Raw genomic sequence first — 18,979 nt, forward strand, 5'->3', positions numbered from 1 at the left:
CGCGATACCCCTTGTAGGAGCGCGCCTTGCGCGCGACCGGCAACGCGATAGTCTGCAATCAAGCGTATGGCCCGGCAGACTCAGGGATTCGAAATGGCTTCTTCGTAGGGGTCGCGCGCAAGGCGCGCTCCTACAAGGGGGCTTGTCGTGCTCAGGTGGCCTTTGTCTTCTGCTTGTATGCACAAAGATCAATGATCGGGCAGCCCGGGCACTCCGGCTTGCGTGCCTTGCACACATAGCGCCCGTGCAGGATCAACCAGTGATGCGCATCCTGGATGAACTCCTTCGGGATCACCTTCTCCAGCTTGTCTTCCACCTTGCGAACATCCGGACCCGGTGCGAGCCCGGTGCGGTTGGCCACGCGGAAGATATGCGTATCCACGGCAATGGTCGGCTGGCCGAAGGCCGTGTTGAGCACCACGTTGGCCGTCTTGCGGCCGACACCAGGCAGTTCTTCCAGCGCCTCGCGTGATTGCGGCACCTCGCCGTCGTAACGGTCGACGAGGATCTGGCTCATGGCGATGAGGTTCTTCGCCTTGTTGTTGTAGAGCCCGATGGTGCTGATGTAGGTCTTCAGCTTGTCCAGGCCAAGATCCAGAATCTTCTGCGCCGTGTTGGCCACCGGAAAAAGCTTGCGCGTGGCCTTGTTCACACCAACGTCGGTAGCCTGCGCCGATAGCGCCACCGCCGACAGCAGCTCGAAGGGCGTGGTGTATTCCAGTTCGGTCTTCGGATGCGGATTCAGCTCGCGCAAGCGGCTGAACATCTCGACGATGTCGGCTTTCTTCACGGAGCGTCCTTCTTTTTTGCCTTGGCGCGGGCCAGGGCTTCCAGTACGGCATTGCGTGCAGCCGGCGCGCCGACGTCCCGCTTGCTGGCGGCGAGCTGTTGCTCGCGCAGTTCGCGCTGGCGGCCCAACCGCGCTTCGCGCCGCTGGAATCGCTGGCGTGCTGCATCGGCGTGAGCGCGGTCTTCCGCCTGTGCGACCGGCATCGGGTCGAGCCGGATGCAATCCACCGGACAGGCGGGCACGCACAGTTCGCATCCCGTGCAAAGGTCGCTCAGCACAGAGTGCATCAGCTTTGATGCGCCCACGATGGCATCCACGGGACAGACCTGGATGCACTTCGTGCAGCCGATGCATTCGGCTTCGACCACACGGGCGAGCGTGCGCGGCTTCTCGTCGCCACGGGATGTGTCGAGAGGAATGGCAGGGCGATCGAGCAGGGCGGCAAGCCGGGCGATGCCGATGGCACCACCCGGCGGGCAGCGATTGATGTCCGCTTCGCTGGCGGCGATGGCTTCCGCGTACGGGCGGCAGCCATGGAAGCCGCACTGCTCGCACTGGGTCTGTGGGAGCAGGTCGTCGATGCGGTCGGCGAGCGTTGGCGTCATGGCTGGCGCACGGCCGATAGGGCGATCAGCGGACGGTGGCGCCCGGTGCGGCGCCCTGGTCGGCATCGAGCAGGAACAAATCCGCACCGCCTTCGCCGGCGGACAGGATCATGCCTTCGGACAGGCCGAAGCGCATCTTGCGCGGGGCGAGGTTGGCGATGAACACCACGTTGCGGCCGATGAGCTTTTCCGGTTCGCCATATGCGGCGCGAATGCCGGAGAAGATCTGGCGCTTGCCCAGCGGGCCGGCGTCGAGTTCGAAGCGCAGAAGCTTGTCCGAGCCCTCCACGAATTCGCAGGCTTCGACCTTGCCGATGCGAAGGTCGAGACGGGCGAAGTCGTCGATGGAGATGGTGGCGGATTCGTTGGTGGTCTCGGTCATGGCTTTCGGTGCTTCTTTGGGCTTGTTCGATTTCTTGGTGTCGGCCTTGGCCACTTCGCGCGCCTGTTCGGCTGGCGTCAGCGACTCCTTCGACGCTTCGACCATGGCTTCGATCTTCTTCGGATCGAGGCGGGCGAACAGCGGCGTGAAGGCGTTGAGCGTGTGGCCGAACAGTTCGCGACGGGCATCGGCGAAGTTTTCAATGGAGCCGCCGAGAAAGGTTTCGGCGCCGGCCACGGTGGTCGGCACGATGGGCTTCAGCAGGCCGGAAAGCAGGCGGAAGGCATGGATGGCGAAGGTGCAGACCTGCTGCAGTTCATCGCGGCGGTTTTCATCCCTGGCGATGACCCACGGTGCCTTCGTGGCGATGTAGCCATTGATGATATCGGCCATGGCGACAAAGCGGCGGGTGACTTCGGCGTATTCGTCGGCTTCGTAAAGCGCTTCGATGCCGTCGTACTGGCCAAGCAGGTCGCTCCAGAGGGCGGTGGCTTCCGCATCGAAACGATCCGCAAGCTTGCCGGCGAAGTGGGTATGCAGGAAGCCCGCCGTGCGGCTGGCGATGTTCGCCCACTTGCCCACAAGGTGCGAATTGACGCGCTCTTCGAAGGACTTGAGGTCGAGGTCCACGTCGACGGGCGCCGGGCCGAGCATGGTGGCGAAGTAATAGCGCAGCGCTTCGGGGTCGAGACCGGCATCGAGATAGGTGCGGGCCTGGATGAAGGTGCCGCGCGACTTGGACATCTTCGCGCCGTTCACGGTGAGGTAGCCGTTGACGTGCAGCGCCGTGGGTACTCGGAGGCCCGCGCCGTGCAACATCGCCGGCCAGAACAGGCCGTGGAAGTTGATGATGTCCTTGCCGATGAAATGATGCAGCTCGGCGATGCTGTCCTTGCCGAGGAAGTCGTCATAGCGCAGGCCGGCGCGTTCGCACAGCGCCTTGAACGAGGCCAGGTAACCGACCGGCGCATCGAGCCACACGTAGAAGAACTTGCCCGGGGCATCGGGAATCGGGAAGCCGAAGTAGGGCGCGTCACGGGAGATGTCCCAGTCGCGCAGGCCGCCATCGATCCACTCGCCGAGCTTGGCCACGACGCTGCTGTCGGCCGTGGGCCTGCCGTCGGTGAACTTGCCGGCGAACCAGTCACGCAGCAGTTGCTCGAACTTGCCCAGTTCGAAGAAGTAGTGCTCGGAGTCGCGCAGGATCGGCGTGGCGCCGGACATCACGGAGTAGGGGTTCACCAGGTCCGTGGGCGCATAGGTGGCGCCGCAGTTCTCGCAGTTGTCGCCGTACTGGTCGGGCGTGCCGCAGTTGGGGCAGGTGCCCTTGATGTAGCGATCAGGCAGGAACATGTCCCGCGTGGGGTCGTACAACTGCTGGATGTCGCGGCGGGCGATATAGCCGCCATCGCGCAGGCGCAGGTAGATCGCCGTGGCGAGCTCCTGGTTCTCCGGCGAGTGCGTGGTGTGGTACTGGTCGTAGCTGAAGTGGAAGCCTGCGAAGTCGGCTTCGTGGCCGGCGCGAATGTCGTCGATGTACTGCTCGGATGTCTTTCCGGCCTTTTCGGCAGCCAGCATGATCGGCGTGCCGTGGGCGTCCTCGCCCGCCACGTACCAGACCTCGTTGCCCTGCATTCGCTGCGCCCGCGCCCAGATGTCGGCTTCGATGTAGCCGAGCATGTGGCCCAGGTGGAGCGGGCCGTTGGCATAGGGAAGGGCGTTGGTAACGAGGATGCGGCGGGCCATGATGCTCACGGTCGGCTATGGGACCGGGGATTATGGCATGGCGCCCGCTGGCAGCGGGCCGTGGAATGAGGCGTCACGCGTTGTCCCGGTCGCGCGCAAGGCGCGCTCCTACAAACCCACCCTGTAGGAGCGCCCCGCGCGCGACCACCCGAAGCGAATCCCCTACCCTGTAGGAGCGCGCCTCGCGCGCGACCGGCCCGAAGCGAAACCCCGCCCTGTAGGAGCGCGCCTCGCGCGCGACCGGTTGATCCGGGCGCCGACTGGAGCCGACGTAGGCCCTTACTCGTCGCGCACCCACTCCTGGCTGCGACCGAGCAGGGAGAAACCGATATAGCCATGCACATCGAGCTTCTTGCCACCGTCCACCAGCTTCAGGTTGACCTTGTAGATCTTGCCCTTGGACGGGTCGAGGATCTGGCCGCCCGACCACTGGTCGTCGTCCTTCTTCAGGCCCCACATGATGGTCATGCCCTCGATGGGCTTGTTCTTGCGCTCGCCGTCGCACTTGGCGCAGATGAGGTGGCCTTGCGCGTCGCGCGCGGCGCCCGGGGTGGGCTTGAGCACCTGGAGCACCTTGCCCTCAAGCACGCCGCCATTCTCGGTGATCTCGACGACGGACTTCACCTCGTGGGTGGCGTCATCGATGGTCTTCCACTTGCCCACCGGGGTATCGGTGGCGGCGAGGGCGGGGAGGGCGGCCGTCGCGAGGGCGAGGGCGGCGGTGGTGCGGATCAGGTGGTTCACGGACATCGGGACTCCCCATACGGTCAGGTATGGCCCGAGACTGACGAAAGGCGGCAGGAATCGTCAAGTTGCATCGCGCCACGGGGTGGTCGCCCTGGCCGGGTCGCGCGCGAGGCGCGCTCTTACAGGAGGGGTGTCGCCACGGGGTGGTCGTGCGCGAGGCGCGCTCCTACAGGGGTGGGTGTCGCTTCGGGGTGGTCGCGCGCGAGGCGCGCTCCTACAGGGTGGGGTGTTGCTTTGGGGCGGTCGCGCGCGAGGCGCGCTCCTACAGTCTTGCCTTGTAGGAGCGCGCCTTGCGCGCGACCGGTACAGGCGATTCACCCGACGATTCCACGGTACGAAGCTCCCCTTCCCACAGTCGCAAGACCGGCGAGCCCCCCAGGCTGGCATAATAATGTCATCTTCGATTTTCCTCACTTCTCCCCATGTCCCAGGCCAGCGAAACCCTCGTGCGCGGCGTACTCGACCGCGTCGTCGATCCCCATTCCGGTCAGCCGCTGTCGGCGGCGATCCGTGCCATCGGCGTGGATGGCGACCGTGTGTCCGTCGATATCCAGCTCGGTTATCCGGCCGTCGGCTATGTCGAGCAGGCCGCCGCCGAGGCCCGTGCGGCCCTGGAGGCTGAGCCCGCCATTGCGTCGGCCGCCGTGTCGGTGAGCTGGCGGGTGCACGCCCACAAGGTGCAGGGCCAACTCGCCCCCCTGCCGGGCGTGAAGAACATCATCGCCGTGGCATCGGGCAAGGGCGGCGTGGGTAAGTCCACCGTCTCGGTCAATCTCGCCCTGGCGCTGGTCGCCGAAGGCGCCACCGTCGGCATCCTGGACGCCGATATCTACGGCCCCAGCCAGCCGAAGATGCTCGGTTTGTCCGGCAAGCCCGTCTCCCCGGATGGCAAAAGCATCGAGCCGATGCGGGCCCACGGCCTGCAGGCCATGTCGATCGGCGTGCTGATCGACGAGGACACGCCCATGATCTGGCGTGGCCCCATGGTCACCCAGGCCCTGATGCAACTGCTCACCGATACCCGCTGGGACGGCCTGGACTACCTCATCATCGACCTGCCCCCCGGCACGGGCGACATCCAGCTCACGCTCTCGCAGAAGGTGCCGGTCTCCGGCGCCGTCATCGTCACCACCCCGCAGGACATCGCGCTGCTGGATGCCCGCAAGGCGCTGGGCATGTTCCGCAAGGTGGAGGTGCCGGTGCTGGGTGTGGTGGAAAACATGGCCACCCACATCTGCTCGCAGTGCGGCCACGAGGAACACATCTTCGGTCACGGTGGCGGTGCGCGCATGGCGGAAGAGGCCGGCATCGCCTACCTCGGCGACCTCCCTCTGGATATCCGCATCCGCGAGCAGGCCGACGGCGGCAAGCCGACGGTGGCCGCCATCCCCGATTCGGACCTCACGGCCCGTTACCGGTCCATCGCCCGCTCAGCGGCCGCAAGGTTGTCGCTGCAAGCGCGCAACAAGGCCATTTCCTTCCCGAAGATCGTCATCCAGAACACGTAAACAAGTGGCGTGGAAGGGGGCGTTCCTATACCTTTCCCGCTCCAGCGAGGGAGATCGTAAGTGAGTATCAAGTCAGACAAGTGGATTCGCCGCATGGCCGAGCAGCACGGCATGATCGAGCCGTACGCCTCGGGCCAGGTGAGGGAGCGTGACGGCCATCGTCTCGTGTCCTACGGCACGTCCAGCTACGGCTACGATGTCCGCTGCGCTGACGAGTTCAAGGTGTTCACCAACATCAACTCGACCATCGTCGACCCGAAGGCCTTCGACAAGGGCAGCTTCGTCGACATCAAGTCAGATGTCTGCATCATCCCGCCGAATTCGTTCGCGCTGGCGCGCACCGTGGAGTATTTCCGCATCCCGCGCAACGTGCTGACGATCTGCCTGGGCAAGAGCACCTACGCCCGCTGCGGCATCATCGTGAACGTGACCCCCCTCGAACCCGAGTGGGAAGGCCACGTCACGCTGGAGTTCTCGAACACCACGCCGCTGCCCGCAAAAATCTACGCCAACGAAGGCGTGGCGCAGATGCTGTTCCTCGAGTCCGACGAGGTCTGCGAGGTGTCCTATGCCGACCGTGGCGGCAAGTACCAGGGCCAGCGCGGCGTCACGCTGCCGAGCACCTGAACGCCCGCCCGGTCCCAGCCGCGCGCGACATCCGCGCGCGGTAGACTCGCCCTTTTCCGAAGCCGCACCCGATCCACGGAGACACCGATGATCCGACTTCCCACCCTGATGACCCGCGCCGTCGCCGCGGTCTTCCTTGCCAGCCTGCTGGTGCTTGCCGGTTGCCACCGTGGCGTCTCCAAGGGCGACCACGTTGCCACCAGCGCCACCGAAGGCAAGTTCGACTACACCGTGAAGGCGTACAAGAGCGGCCAGTTTCTCGTGGACAACGCGGTGCTTTCCGCAGCGGATACGGGCAGCCACTTCGCGTACCTGAAAGATCAGGGCAAGCTGCCGAAGACGGTGCTCCTGCTGCCCAGCGACGATTCGAAGATCCGTGACGCCCACCTGGGCTTCATGGCCCGCATGGCGCTCGATTACGGCTTTGCCGTGTATTACGACAAGAAGGGCGAACTGGTTCGCCTGAATGCCGTCGAGAAGGATGCCCGCACGCTGGAAGACACCCCGCAGAAGGCGGCGCTGCCCGACCATATGCAGGGCAAGTCGGCGTCCAGTGGCGCCTACGATCCGCAGACCCAGCAGTAACGCCGCACCCTCCGGGAATCGCCGGCCTTCGGGCCGGCGATTTTCTATTTCAGAGACAGCAATGTCGTCCGACGCACGCCCTCTCGCCATCTTTCTCATGGGTCCTACCGCCTCGGGCAAGACGGCGCTTGCCTGCGAGCTTGCCGACCGCTTCCCGGTCGGCCTGATTTCGGTCGATTCGGCGCTGGTCTATCGCGGCCTGGATATCGGTTCCGCCAAGCCCGATGCGGCCACGCTCGCCCGTTATCCGCACGAGCTGATCGACATCCGCGACCCTGCGCAGCCTTACTCGGCTGCCGATTTCGCCACGGATGCGGTGTCCGCCATGCAAACGGTGGCGGCCTCCGGCAGGGTGCCGCTGCTGGTGGGTGGTACGGGTCTTTATTTCCGAGCCTTGCAACGGGGGCTGTCGGAGTTGCCGGAAGCTGACGCGTCCGTCCGGGAGCGTCTTGCTGAGGAGGCGGCCCGCCTGGGCTGGGCCGCCATGCATGCGCGCATGGCGGCGGCCGATCCCGAGGCCGGCGAGCGCATCAAGCCGGCCGATGCCCAGCGGATCCAGCGGGCGCTCGAAGTCATGGAGCTGACGGGGCGCCCGATCAGCGAGCTTCAGCGCCAGGCGCGCAAGCCCTTCCCATGGCGGGTGCTCAAGCTGGCCCTGCTGCCGGAGAGTCGCACCACCCTGCACGAGCGCATCGCCCGGCGTTTCACGCAGATGCTTGACGAAGGCTTTCTCGACGAGGTGAAGGCCCTGCGGGCCCGCGGCGACCTCCACGCCGATCTTCCAGCCATTCGCGCGGTGGGCTACCGTCAGGCGTGGGAATATCTCGATGGTCACGGAGACGCCACGAATTTGCGAGACCGTGGTATCTATGCCACCCGCCAGCTTGCCAAGCGCCAGATCACCTGGCTGCGCAGCGAGCTGGACGCACGGACGTTCGACCCTGACCGGGTCGATCCGTTGCCGGAGGCCTCGGCGGCTCTGGCACTGTTCCTCGGAATGCCGGAGTCGTCACGCCGGCCGCTTCCAGATGACGTTTAAATGCAGTTAAGATTCAAAAAACTTGGGCCGGGGCGCCGCGGGGCGTTCTTTATCCGGACCCGCACAATAAAAACGTAGGGGAGAAGAAGAATGTCCAAAGGGCAATCGTTGCAGGATCCGTTTTTGAATGCACTGCGCCGCGAGCGCGTGCCGGTCGCCATTTACCTGGTGAACGGCATCAAGTTGCAGGGCACCATCGAGTCGTTCGACCAGTTCGTGGTGCTGCTGCGCAACCAGGTCAGCCAGATGGTCTACAAGCACGCCATTTCCACCGTGGTGCCGAGCCGCAACGTGCGCGTTGGCGGGCACGAAAACCACGCGGAGTCGGCGTCGGGCGACGTCGAGGGTTGAGGGGCCTTCGAAGGAAACCCATATAAGGGGTCGGGCGCGCGCACGCATGCGGCGCGCGCCCTTCATCACTCATGAGGTTATCCCGCTAAGTGTTCGATAGGCAAAAGAAAGGCGACCGGGCCATCCTGGTGTTGCCGCATTCGCGCGGCGAGGGCGACGCGGTGCGTCGTGGTGAGGAATTCGCCGAACTGGTGACCTCGGCAGGCGCCGAGATCCTCACCAGCATCCCCGCACGTGTCGAAACCCCGAACCCACGTTTCTACATCGGCAGTGGCAAGGCCGACGAAGTGGCCGAGGCCGTCCGCGCGCTGGAGGCCGACCTGGTCCTGGTGGACCACGTGCTCACCCCCGTGCAGGAACGCAACCTCGAAAAACACCTGAAGACCCGCGTGGTGGATCGCGCCGGTCTCATCCTCGACATCTTCGCCCAGCGGGCCCGTTCGCACGAAGGCAAGCTCGAGGTGGAGCTGGCGCAGCTCAAGCACATCGCCACCCGCCTGGTGCGCGGCTGGACCCATCTGGACGCCCAGCGCGGCGGTGCCATCGGCAACCGCGGCCCGGGTGAAACCCAGCTGGAAACCGACCGTCGCCTGCTTGCCGAGCGGGTGAAGATGCTCACCAAACGCCTTGAAAAGGTTCAGGTCCAGCGCGACCAGCAACGCCGTGCGCGCCTGCGCAACACGGTGCCCCGCGTGGCCCTGGTGGGCTATACCAATGCCGGCAAGTCCACGCTGTTCAATGCGCTGACCACGGGCGGGGTCTATGCCGCCGACCAGCTGTTCGCCACGCTGGACCCGACAGTACGCAAGATCGACGGCCTGTCCTGCGGGCCGGCCGTGGTGGCCGACACCGTCGGCTTCATCCGCGAGCTGCCGCACGACCTGGTCGCAGCCTTCCGCGCGACGCTGGCCGAAGCCCGCGATGCCGACCTGCTGATCCATGTCAGCGACGCCGCCGACGAGGAGCGCGAGCTGCTGCGCCGCGTGGTGGACGAGGTGCTCGAAGAGATCGGCGCGGGCGACGTCCCCCAGCTTTCCGTGATGAACAAGATCGATCTCGTCGATACGGAAGCCCGCGTTGATCGGGGTGACGACGGGCTGCCACGCCAGGTGTGGCTGTCCGCCCATTCGGGCGAGGGCCTGGAAGGCCTGCGCCAGGCCTTGGGCGAACTGCTTGGCGGTGACCGCATCCGTACTGGTCTTGAGCTTCCTCTCACCGCCGGCAGGCTGCACGCCCGCCTGAAAGCGGCCGGTGCCATCGTGGGTGAAGCCATCGACGAACACGGCTGGCATCTCGACATTGATGCCCCGCGTTCCGTCCTGGCCCCGCTGCTGGGCGATGACGAGCATGCAAGGCCTTTACGCGAACTGATCGAGCCGGCCGAGGCCGATTTCTGACCCGTCGCATCGCCATGGCCTTCTGGTAGAATTAACACTGTTTGCGTGCCGATCCGGCGCGGTGCCGGGTCTGCAATGACGCCCGCCGCTCGCTGCCGTCGTGTCGGCCTGATCATGGCTTGTCAGCCGCCCACCTCCGGTCCCCGAAGGAGACTGTCGCCCATGGCTTGGAACGAACCCGGTAACGGCCAGAAGGATCCCTGGAACCGCAACCGGCAAGGCGGGCGCAAGCCCGACCTCGACGGAGCGATCAAGAACATCAAGGCCCGTTTCGGTCGCTTTGGTGCAGGCAGTGGTGGCGTCGCAGCCATCATCGCCGTGTTCATCGTGGCTTGGCTGCTGGTCTCCAGCTACACGGTCATCGATGCCCGGCAGGTCGGCGTGGTGCTGCGCTTCGGCCAGTTCTCGCGCATCCTGCCGCCCGGCTTCCACCTGAAGGCACCGGCTCCGATCGAAACGGTGACCAAGGTGGAGACGACCCAGGTCCGCTCCATCTCGGACAACGTGTCGATGCTTACCCGCGATGAAAACATCATCGCCATCGACTTCAACGTGCAGTACCAGGTCGCCGACGCCCGCAAGTTCCTGTATTCCAACGCCGACGTCGAGAACGGCACCATCGCCAATGCGGCCGAGGCCGCCGTGCGCTCGGTGGTGGGCGCCAACGTGATGGACAACATCCTCACCACGCCCGGCGTCGACAGCCCGGCGCCAGACCAGGCGCCCGTCACGGGCGTGGCTCCGGCCGCCAAGGAAACCCTGCAGCAGCAGACGCGTGACATCCTCCAGGCCACGCTCGATAAATACGATGCCGGCGTCACCGTCACCGGCGTCAGTTTCCAGAACGTGGCTCCGCCGAAGGAAGTGAAGGACGCCTTCGACGACGTCAACGCGGCGCGCGAAGACAAACAGAGCGAAGAGAACAAAGCCCGCGCCTACGAAAGCCAGGTCGTGCCGGTGGCGCGTGGTGAAGCCGCCCGCATCGCCGCAGAGGCCGAAGCCGAGCGCGTGGAGCGCATCGCCCGCGCCAATGGCGATGTCGAGCGCTTCAACCTCATCCTCAAGGAATACCGTGCCGCGCCGGAAGTGACGCGTCGTCGCCTCTGGCTGGAAACCGTCGAGGAAGTCATGGCCGGCAACCCCAAGGTCATCGACGGTACCAACGGCAAGAACATCATCCAGTTGCCGGTGGACGGCTCGTCGAACCCGGGCGTGCGCAACGTGCCGGGCGTAGGCACCGTGGTGCAGTCCGCGACCACCGAGCCGAATGCGCAGGGGAATGCCCAGTGAAGATCATCTCCGGCCTCATCGTCGTCGCCCTGGTCCTCCTTGGCTTCAACAGTGCCTTCGTGGTGAAGGAAGGCGAGAACGCGCTGCTGTTGCAGTTCGGCCGCATCGTGCGTGCCGATTACCAGCCCGGCCTGCACTTCAAGGTGCCGGTCATCCAGCAGGTGATGCGTTTCGACAACCGCATCCTGGGTCTCGATGCCCAGCCCGAGCGCTATTTCACGCTCGAAAAGAAGAGCGTCAACGTCGACTTCTACGTGAAGTGGCGCATCGCCGATAACGCCGCCTACTACCGCGCCACCTCGGGCGAGCAGATCCAGGCCGTGCAGCGCCTCACGCCCATCGTGAAGGACGCACTGCGTTACGAGTTCAATGCCCGTCCGCTCGAAGATCTGATCGCCGGTGGCCGCAAGGACATCACCGAGCGCGTGCGCCAGCAGACCGATGCCGTGGCCCGCAAGACCCTGGGCATCGCCGTGGTCGACGTGCGCATCAAGCGCATCGACCTGCCCGACGAAGTAAGTGGCTCGGTCTACAAGCGCATGCGCGCCGAGCGCCTGCAGCTGGCCAACGAGCTGCGCTACACCGGTCAGGAAAGCGCCGAGAAGATCCGTGCCGACGCCGATCGCCAGAAGCTCGTGCTGCTGGCCGACGCCAATCGTGACGCCACGAAGGTGAAGGGCGACGGCGATGCGCAGGCTGCGGCCATCTACGCGCAGACTTATAGCCAGGATCCCGAGTTCTTCGCCTTCTACCGGAGCCTCGCCGCGTATCGCAAAGCCTTCGCCGATGGCAAGGGTACGCTCGTGCTGAAGCCCGATTCCGAATTCCTGCGCTACCTCAACGACGGCCCTGGTCGTCAGCGCTAACCGGTCTCCACATCGCCCTCGCGGGCAACCTACCTTGAAGAGAGCATCATCATCATGGGCAAGTCAGTAGTCATCCTCGGCGCGCAATGGGGCGACGAAGGCAAGGGCAAGATCGTCGATCTGCTTACCGAGCGCGTCGGCGCCGTCGCGCGTTTCCAGGGCGGCCACAACGCCGGTCACACGCTGGTGATCAAGGGCAAGAAGACCGTCCTGCACCTTATTCCCTCGGGCATCCTGCGCGACGACGCGCTGTGCCTCATCGGTAACGGCGTCGTGCTTTCCCCGGCCGCACTGATGAGCGAAATCGCCGAGCTGGAAGGCCAGGGCGTGGATGTGCGTGCCCGCCTGAAGATCTCCCCGGCCACGCCGCTGATCATGCCGTACCACATCGCCGTCGATAAGGCGCGCGAAGTCGCCTCCGGCGCCAAGGCCATCGGCACCACCGGTCGCGGCATCGGCCCGGCCTATGAAGACAAGGTGGCCCGCCGCTCGATCCGCGTCGCCGACCTCATGTATCCGCACGAGCTGCCGGAGAAGGTGAAGGCTGCCGTCGATTACTACAACTTCGTGCTCACGCAGTGGCTGAAGGCCGAGCCCGTCGACTACCAGACCGTGCTCGACGAAGCGCTCACCTGGGGCGAGTACATCAAGCCGATGGTCGACGACGTCGCCACCATCCTGCACGACGTGCGTCGCGAGGGTGGCAACATCCTGTTCGAAGGTGCGCAGGGCGCGCTGCTCGACATCGATCACGGCACCTATCCGTACGTCACCTCGTCGAACACCACGGTCGGCGGTGCGCTGGCCGGTACCGGCGTAGGCGCACGCGATATCGACTACGTTCTGGGCATCTGCAAGGCCTATGCAACGCGCGTCGGCGGCGGTCCGTTCCCCACTGAGCTCAACGACGAGATGGGCGAGACCCTGCGCAAGAAGGGCAACGAGTTCGGTGCCAGCACGGGCCGTCCGCGTCGCTGCGGCTGGATCGACCTGGTGGCGCTGAAGCGCGCCGTGCAGATCAACGGCATCGACGGTCTGGCGATCACCAAGCTCGACGTGCTCGACGGCCTGGAAAGCATCAAGGTCTGCATCGCGTACGAATACCGCGGCAAGCGTCGCGAACTGGCGCCGCTGGATGCCGACGGCTGGGACGAGTGCAAGCCGGTGTACCTGGAATTCCCGGGCTGGGCCGAGTCCACCGCGGGTATCCGCGACTGGAACAAGCTGCCGCCGGCCGCGCGCGCCTACCTGCGCGCCGTGGAAGAGCTGTCGGGCTGCAAGCTGGCCCTGGTGGCCACGGGTGCCGACCGCGACGACACGATCGTCCTCGACGACCCGTTCGGCAACGACAGCGGCTGCTGATCGTTTCGCAGGCCCGGTAAAACAAAACGCCAGTCGAAAGACTGGCGTTTTTTTACGCCCTTTGCAGGAGCCCGCCTCGCGCAACGGGGTTCAGCAAAACCATACCCCTGTAGGAGCGCGCCTCGCGCGCGACCGGGTCTTAGCAAAACCATACCCCTGTAGGAGCGCGCCTCGCGCGCGACCGGTCTTAGCGAAACCATGCCGCTGTAGGAGCGCGCCTTGCGCGCGACCGGGTTTTCGCGATAACCGGTCGCGCGCGAGGCGCGCTCCTACAGGGGGTGCGCGATAATGCGTGGCTAGATCTCGCGGGCGAGCTTGTCGGCCAGGCCGATGTAGCTGGCCGGGGTCAGTTCGGCAAGGGCCTGCTTCGCGTCGGCGGGCAGGTCGAGGCCGGCGATGAACGTGCGCATCGAATCCTTCGTGATGCCCTGGCCGCGGGTGAGAGCCTTGAGCTGCTCGTACGGCTCCGGCAGGCCGAAACGACGCATCACGGTCTGCACGGCTTCGGCCAGCACTTCCCAGCTGTTGTCGAGGTCGGCGGCCACGCGCTCGGCGTTCACGTTGAGCTTGCCCAGGCCCTTCATCAGTGACTCGAACGCCACCAGCGAATGACCGAAGGCCGTGCCCAGCGCGCGCAGCACGGTGGAGTCGGTAAGGTCGCGCTGCCAGCGACTGATCGGCAGCTTCTCGGCAAAGTGGCCGAGCAGGGCGTTGGCGAGACCGAAGTTGCCTTCGGCGTTTTCGAAATCGATCGGGTTGACCTTGTGCGGCATCGTGGACGAGCCCACTTCGCCGGCCTTGAGCGCCTGGCGGAAGTAACCCAGCGAGATGTAACCCCATACGTCGCGGGCGAGGTCGATCAGGATGATGTTGACCCGGCGCAGCACATCGGCGAACTCGGCGATGCCGTCGTGCGGTTCGATCTGTGTCGTGTACGCGTTGAAGGTGAGGCCCAGGCCCTCGACGAAGCCCGCGGCCAGGGCCGGCCACTCCACCTCGGGGTAGGAAATGACGTGGGCGTTGTAGTTGCCCACGGCGCCGTTGATCTTGCCCGGGATCTCGATGGCGACGAGCTGGCGGCGCTGGCGCTCCAGGCGGGCGACGACGTTGGCCAGTTCCTTGCCCATGGTGCTGGGCGAGGCCGTCTGGCCGTGGGTGCGCGACAGCAGCGACAGGCCGGCGTGCTCGTGCGCCAGGGCGCGCAGCTTGCCGATGATCTGGTCCACGGCCGGCAGCAGCACGCTCTCGCGGGCGTCCTTCAGCATCAGGGAGTAGGCGAGGTTGTTGATGTCTTCGCTGGTGCAGGCAAAGTGCACGAACTCCTTGGCCTGGGCCAGGGCGGGTTCGTTGCCGATGCGCTCCTTGATGAAGTACTCCACGGCTTTCACGTCGTGGTTGGTGGTGGCCTCGATTTCCTTGATGCGCTCGCCATCGTCTACCGAGAACTGGTCGGCGATGGCTTCCAGGCGGGCCACGGCGTCGGCCGGGAACGCCGGCAGCTCGACGATGCCCGGGTGCCTGGCCAGGGCAAGCAGCCAGTGGATCTCCACGTGCACGCGACGGTGCATGAGGCCGAATTCGCTGAAGATCGGGCGCAGCGAAGCCGCCTTGGCGGCGTAGCGGCCGTCCAGGGGCGAAAGGGCGGTCAGCGCGGAGTGGGACATCGGAAGGTTCCTGAGGCGGATGCGGGGCAGCCGCCGATTATACCCGGCCCGTCACAGGGGCATGTATTCCTCGGCAAGTACCTTGGCAGGCTCCTGGAGGAAGTTGCCCTGGACGAAATCGACCCCGCAGGCGAACAGCAGCGACGTGCTGACGGCATCCTCGACCCATTCGGCCACGGTCTGCTTGCCCGAGGCATGACCCTCGCGGCAGATATCGGCGATTTTCTTCTGGTTTTCCGGATGCTGGGGCAGGTCGGTCATGAAGCTGCGGTCGATCTTGAGGTAATCGGCCTCGACATGGGTCAGCATCTGGAACGAGTTGAGACCCGAGCCGAACTGCTCGATGGCAAAGCGCCCGCCTGACTTGCGCCAGCCGGCCACGAACTCCTGCACCGGGCGCAGGCTCGTTAGCACCTTGGACTCGGGCATCTCCACCACCAGCGTGCTGCGGCGCAGGCGCGCCGTTTCAAGGCGGCGCTTCAGCCAGGGCAGCAGGTCGGGGTCTTCCACCGATTGCAGCGTGATCTTCACGAAGTAGGTGGTGGTCAGGCCATCGTTCTCGCGATGGGCCAGCGCATCGATGGCATGGCCCAGCACCCAGCGGTCGATGGCCGGCAGCAGGCCGTTGCGTTCCGCCACGGGCAGGAAGTACGACGGCAGCACATCGCCCTTCGGGCCCTGCATGCGAACCAGGATCTCGTAGAACTCGCCCGCGGCATCCTGCAGGCTGATGATCTGCTGGTGGTACAGGCGCAGGCCGTCGTCGGCCAGGGCCTGCTTCACCAGGTCGAGCCAGTACTGCTCGCGCTCGGCCTCGGCCTTTTCGCGGGCGCTGGGGTCGTGCAGTTCCACGCGGTTGCCGCCCTGGTTCTGGGCGTTGCGCAGGGCTGCGCTGGCCTGGTCGAGCAGGGTTTCGGTATTGGCGTTCTTTTCGGCCAGCAGCGCGCCGCCAATGGTGACGCTGAGCGTGATCGAGCGGCTGCCCACGTCGAAGATGTGCTCGGCCACCGTGGTGCGCAGGCGTTCGGCGAGCGCGGCATGTTCGAGGTCGCCGCGCGGCCCCAGCACGAAACCGAGCGTGTGGTCGCCGAGCACGCCACCGATGTCTTCGTTGTCCACGGCTTCGCAGACCCTGCGGGCCAGCGTGGCCAGGATACGGTCGGCATTGCCGATGCCCACGCTGGCGACGAGGTCTTTCCAGTTGTCGGGCTCAAGCAGCAGCACGGCCTGGCCCTCACGGCCCCCGGCTGCGGCGGCGACGGCCTGGTCGATGTGTTCGAGCGTGCGGGCCCGGTTGAACAGGCCCGTGACAGGATCGCGCTGCAACTGTGCCACCAGGGCCGGGTCCACGGCCTGCTGGCGGAAGATGATCTGCACGCAGGCCTCGCCTTCGAACGAGGCGTGGGCGAATTCGGCCACGGCCTTGAAGGTGCGGCCGTCATCGCGCCGGGCCACCAGCTCCATCGGCGGCAGCTTCTCGCCACGGGAAAGGCCGCGAAGGGCGCTTTTCAGCGGGTCGGCGTGGGCGCTGGCCACGAGGTCGAGGATAGACAGTCCGATCACGTCGTCCGCCTCGACAAAGCCGAAGGCTTCAAGGAATGCCTGGTTCACCCTCACGTGCATGCCTTCGTGAACGTAGGCGATGGCATCGCGCGACGAGTCGAGCAGGGCGTCGCAGCGGCGTTCGGTTTCGCGCAGGGAGGTTTCCATGCGGCGCAGCTGGCGCCGGGTGGCGAGGGCTTCGAATTCGCGGCGCACCACGGCCAGCACCTGGTCGGAGCGGCGTCGCAGCGCCACGCCACGCGCACCGCTGGCGAAAAGGTCGGCCACCGCATCGGTGTCCAGGCCTTCCACCACGGCCACCAGGGTCATGTCGCGCCCGCTGGCATCGATGTGGCGCATGACGGCGTCGGTTTCCACGCCCGCAACGGACGGGTTGAGCACCACCAGGTCGGGCTGGAGTTCGTCCAGCGCGGTGCGGATCTCGTCGTCCTTCGTGGCTCTCGCAGGACGCACGGCGATGCCGCCGTTGCGCAATACGTTGATCAACAGCTCGGCGTCTTCCACCGAGTCTTCGATGAAGAGGATCCTGATGACGTTGTCGTGTTTCATGCCGTTCCGGTTGCCGCCTTGTTCACCCCGCGAAGTGGTTGCCCACTCCGCTTCCCCCAAACGCGGTCCGGTCGACGCTGGCCGACCGGAAGAACGCCAATACTAACGCGCCGAATCGGCAACAGGGCGCTTGGAGGGATCGCCCGGCAGTTCACGTACCAGTTTTGGGACAAGGTACCCGGGAAGTCGTGCACGCAGCGCATCCACGAGGTCGAGGGCGCGGTGGTCCGGCACCTCGAAATGGGCAGCGCCCGTGACCTTGTCGAGCTGGTGCAGGTAATAGGGCAGCACCCCTGCCGCAAACGAGCGTTCGCACAGTTCGGCCAGCGTATCGGCGTCATCGTTGATGCCGGCCAGCAGCACGGACTGGTTGAGCAGCGTGGCGCCCGCCTCGCGCAGGCGTGCGCACGCGGCATCCACGTTCGCATCGAATTCGTTGGCATGGTTGGCGTGCAGCACTACCACTTTCTGCAACGGCAGGGCGGCGAGCCAGGCGATGAACGCATCGTCGATGCGCTCGGGCAGCACCACGGGCAGGCGCGTATGGATGCGCAGGCGGATCACGTGGGGCAGGGTAGCCAGCCCGCGGGTGAGTTCTTCCAGCTTGTGCGTGGCCAGCGAGAGGGGGTCGCCGCCGGAGAGGATCAGCTCGCGGATGGAGGTGTCGGCGGCCACATGGGCCAGCGCCTCGCGCCACTGGGCTGCGGCGGCGATGTCCTCGCCATAGGGAAAGTGCCGGCGGAAGCAGTAGCGGCAGTTCACCGCACACGAGCCGCTGGCGATCAGCAGGGCGCGGCCGTCGTACTTGTGCAGCACGCCGTGACCGGCCCGGGACGCCATGTCGCCCACGGCGTCGATCGTGTAGCCGGGGGCTTCCACGTGCTCGGCCTGGCGCGGCAGGACCTGGAGCAGCAGGGGGTCGTCCGGGTCGCCATGGCGCATGCGGGCTACGAAACCGCGCGGCACCCGCAGGGGGAAGCCGGCGTCGTCCGCGGGCAGCAGGTCGGCGCGGTGGGCCAGGCCCACGGCGGACAGCAGCTCCCCGGCGTCGGTGATGGCGTCCCGCCACAGCTCGCGCCAGCCCGGAACGGGTGCGGATAGGCGACAGGTGGGGCTTGCGGTTATCATGGTGGGCCTTGGGGCGGGCCATATGGCCCCTTGAGATCCCCCTATTTTAGCCGCCCGGTGGGCGGATTCACCTCTGGAGCAAGAAACGCATGGCGACCCTTGGCCTTAATGACGTCAAAACGGGCAAGAAGATCCTTCACAACGGCGATCCCTGGGTCATCACCGAAGCCGACTTCATCAAGCCGGGCAAGGGCCAGGCGTTCACGCGCATCCGCGTGCGCAACCTGAAGGACGGCCGCACCACCGAGCTCACCCTGAAGTCGAGCGACTCCTACGAAGAAGCCAATGCCGTCGATACCGACGCATCCTTCTCGTACATCGAGGGTACCGGCGACGACCGCGAGTGGATCTTCATGCACTCGGAAACCTTCGAGCAGTACCGTGCCAACCAGGCCGCCATGGGCGACGCCTGGAAGTGGCTCAAGGGCGACGAGCTTTGCCAGATCACCCTCTTCAACGAAACCCAGATCATCGCCGTGCAGGCTCCGAAGTTCGTGGAGCTGAAGATCGTCGAGACCGACCCGGGCGTCCGTGGCGACACCTCGGGCGGCGGCGGCAAGCCGGCCACGCTCGAAACCGGTGCCGTGGTTCGCGTGCCGCTCTTCGTCAACCAGGACGAAGTGATCAAGGTCGATACCCGCACCGGCGAGTACGACAGCCGCGTCAAGTAAGTCGTCCGGACCACCAGGTCTGGCTGATCGGCACGGCAGCCCCCGGGGCGCCGTGCCGTTTCTTTATCTGCGACCGGCAAGGGATTGCCTGCGTCCTGCTCAAGTACGA

17 protein-coding genes are annotated in these 18,979 nt (G+C 65.8%); 10 read left to right on the top strand and 7 right to left on the bottom strand.

Annotated elements, in window-relative coordinates; all coding sequences use genetic code 11:
- Positions 1 to 151: 151 nt before the first annotated feature.
- The 4 genes from nth to KR767_RS14330 all read right to left on the bottom strand — a co-directional run bounded on the left by nth (position 152) and on the right by KR767_RS14330 (position 4,273).
- Positions 152 to 766, bottom strand: coding sequence for an endonuclease III (gene nth / locus KR767_RS14315; protein ID WP_166949667.1), 615 nt, complete (start codon positions 764 to 766; stop codon positions 152 to 154).
- A gap of 20 nt (positions 767 to 786) precedes the next feature.
- On the bottom strand, positions 787 to 1,395 hold the full coding sequence (locus KR767_RS14320) for an RnfABCDGE type electron transport complex subunit B (protein ID WP_250876749.1): 609 nt from the start codon (positions 1,393 to 1,395) through the stop codon (positions 787 to 789).
- Between the two features lie 25 nt (positions 1,396 to 1,420).
- Positions 1,421 to 3,523, bottom strand: coding sequence for a methionine--tRNA ligase (gene metG / locus KR767_RS14325; RefSeq protein WP_250876750.1), 2,103 nt, complete (start codon positions 3,521 to 3,523; stop codon positions 1,421 to 1,423).
- Between the two features lie 279 nt (positions 3,524 to 3,802).
- The gene (locus KR767_RS14330) at positions 3,803 to 4,273 is read right to left on the bottom strand and encodes a DUF2147 domain-containing protein (RefSeq protein WP_250876751.1); all 471 of its coding nucleotides are present in this window, start codon (positions 4,271 to 4,273) and stop codon (positions 3,803 to 3,805) included.
- Between the two features lie 419 nt (positions 4,274 to 4,692).
- Between KR767_RS14330 and apbC the strand changes: the two genes are divergently transcribed.
- From apbC to KR767_RS14375, 9 genes are all read left to right on the top strand, one after another.
- Positions 4,693 to 5,778, top strand: coding sequence for an iron-sulfur cluster carrier protein ApbC (gene apbC, locus KR767_RS14335; protein WP_166949443.1), 1,086 nt, complete (start codon positions 4,693 to 4,695; stop codon positions 5,776 to 5,778).
- Positions 5,779 to 5,838: 60 nt separating this feature from the next.
- Entirely contained in the window at positions 5,839 to 6,405 is a 567-nt protein-coding gene (gene dcd, locus KR767_RS14340) for a dCTP deaminase (RefSeq protein WP_166949445.1), read from the top strand.
- An 87-nt stretch (positions 6,406 to 6,492) separates the two neighbouring features.
- Positions 6,493 to 6,990 (top strand): hypothetical protein, encoded by a 498-nt coding sequence (locus KR767_RS14345; RefSeq protein WP_250876752.1) that lies wholly within the window; start codon positions 6,493 to 6,495, stop codon positions 6,988 to 6,990.
- Positions 6,991 to 7,051: 61 nt separating this feature from the next.
- Positions 7,052 to 8,029, top strand: a complete 978-nt coding sequence (gene miaA, locus KR767_RS14350) for a tRNA (adenosine(37)-N6)-dimethylallyltransferase MiaA (RefSeq protein WP_250876753.1) — start codon at positions 7,052 to 7,054, stop codon at positions 8,027 to 8,029.
- Between the two features lie 90 nt (positions 8,030 to 8,119).
- The gene (gene hfq, locus KR767_RS14355) at positions 8,120 to 8,380 is read left to right on the top strand and encodes an RNA chaperone Hfq (RefSeq protein ID WP_166949451.1); all 261 of its coding nucleotides are present in this window, start codon (positions 8,120 to 8,122) and stop codon (positions 8,378 to 8,380) included.
- Between the two features lie 89 nt (positions 8,381 to 8,469).
- On the top strand, positions 8,470 to 9,777 hold the full coding sequence (gene hflX / locus KR767_RS14360) for a ribosome rescue GTPase HflX (protein ID WP_250876754.1): 1,308 nt from the start codon (positions 8,470 to 8,472) through the stop codon (positions 9,775 to 9,777).
- 162 nt (positions 9,778 to 9,939) lie between these two features.
- Entirely contained in the window at positions 9,940 to 11,067 is a 1,128-nt protein-coding gene (gene hflK / locus KR767_RS14365; protein ID WP_250876755.1) for an FtsH protease activity modulator HflK, read from the top strand.
- The gene (gene hflC, locus KR767_RS14370; RefSeq protein ID WP_166949457.1) at positions 11,064 to 11,933 is read left to right on the top strand and encodes a protease modulator HflC; all 870 of its coding nucleotides are present in this window, start codon (positions 11,064 to 11,066) and stop codon (positions 11,931 to 11,933) included. The genes hflK and hflC overlap by 4 nt, the downstream gene beginning before the upstream one ends.
- Positions 11,934 to 11,987: 54 nt before the next feature.
- On the top strand, positions 11,988 to 13,295 hold the full coding sequence (locus KR767_RS14375; RefSeq protein WP_250876756.1) for an adenylosuccinate synthase: 1,308 nt from the start codon (positions 11,988 to 11,990) through the stop codon (positions 13,293 to 13,295).
- Between the two features lie 296 nt (positions 13,296 to 13,591).
- On the opposite strand, the gene purB is transcribed toward KR767_RS14375, so the two are convergent.
- The 3 genes from purB to epmB form a co-directional block, all read right to left on the bottom strand.
- A complete protein-coding gene (purB, locus tag KR767_RS14380; protein WP_250876757.1) occupies positions 13,592 to 14,959 on the bottom strand; it encodes an adenylosuccinate lyase in 1,368 nt (455 codons plus the stop codon).
- A gap of 51 nt (positions 14,960 to 15,010) precedes the next feature.
- Positions 15,011 to 17,071 carry an EAL domain-containing response regulator gene (locus tag KR767_RS14385; protein ID WP_250876758.1) on the bottom strand — a complete coding sequence of 687 codons (2,061 nt, stop codon included), beginning with the start codon at positions 17,069 to 17,071 and terminating at the stop codon, positions 15,011 to 15,013.
- 102 nt (positions 17,072 to 17,173) lie between these two features.
- Complete coding sequence (gene epmB / locus KR767_RS14390) at positions 17,174 to 18,199, bottom strand: EF-P beta-lysylation protein EpmB (RefSeq protein ID WP_250876759.1); 1,026 nt, start codon at positions 18,197 to 18,199, stop codon at positions 17,174 to 17,176.
- 89 nt (positions 18,200 to 18,288) lie between these two features.
- Here epmB and efp point away from each other — a divergent pair, with 89 nt between their 5' ends.
- On the top strand, positions 18,289 to 18,870 hold the full coding sequence (gene efp / locus KR767_RS14395) for an elongation factor P (protein ID WP_166949467.1): 582 nt from the start codon (positions 18,289 to 18,291) through the stop codon (positions 18,868 to 18,870).
- Positions 18,871 to 18,979 lie beyond the last annotated feature (109 nt).

It is taken from the genome of Luteibacter anthropi (genome assembly GCF_023699965.1).
Lineage (GTDB): Bacteria > Pseudomonadota > Gammaproteobacteria > Xanthomonadales > Rhodanobacteraceae > Luteibacter > Luteibacter anthropi.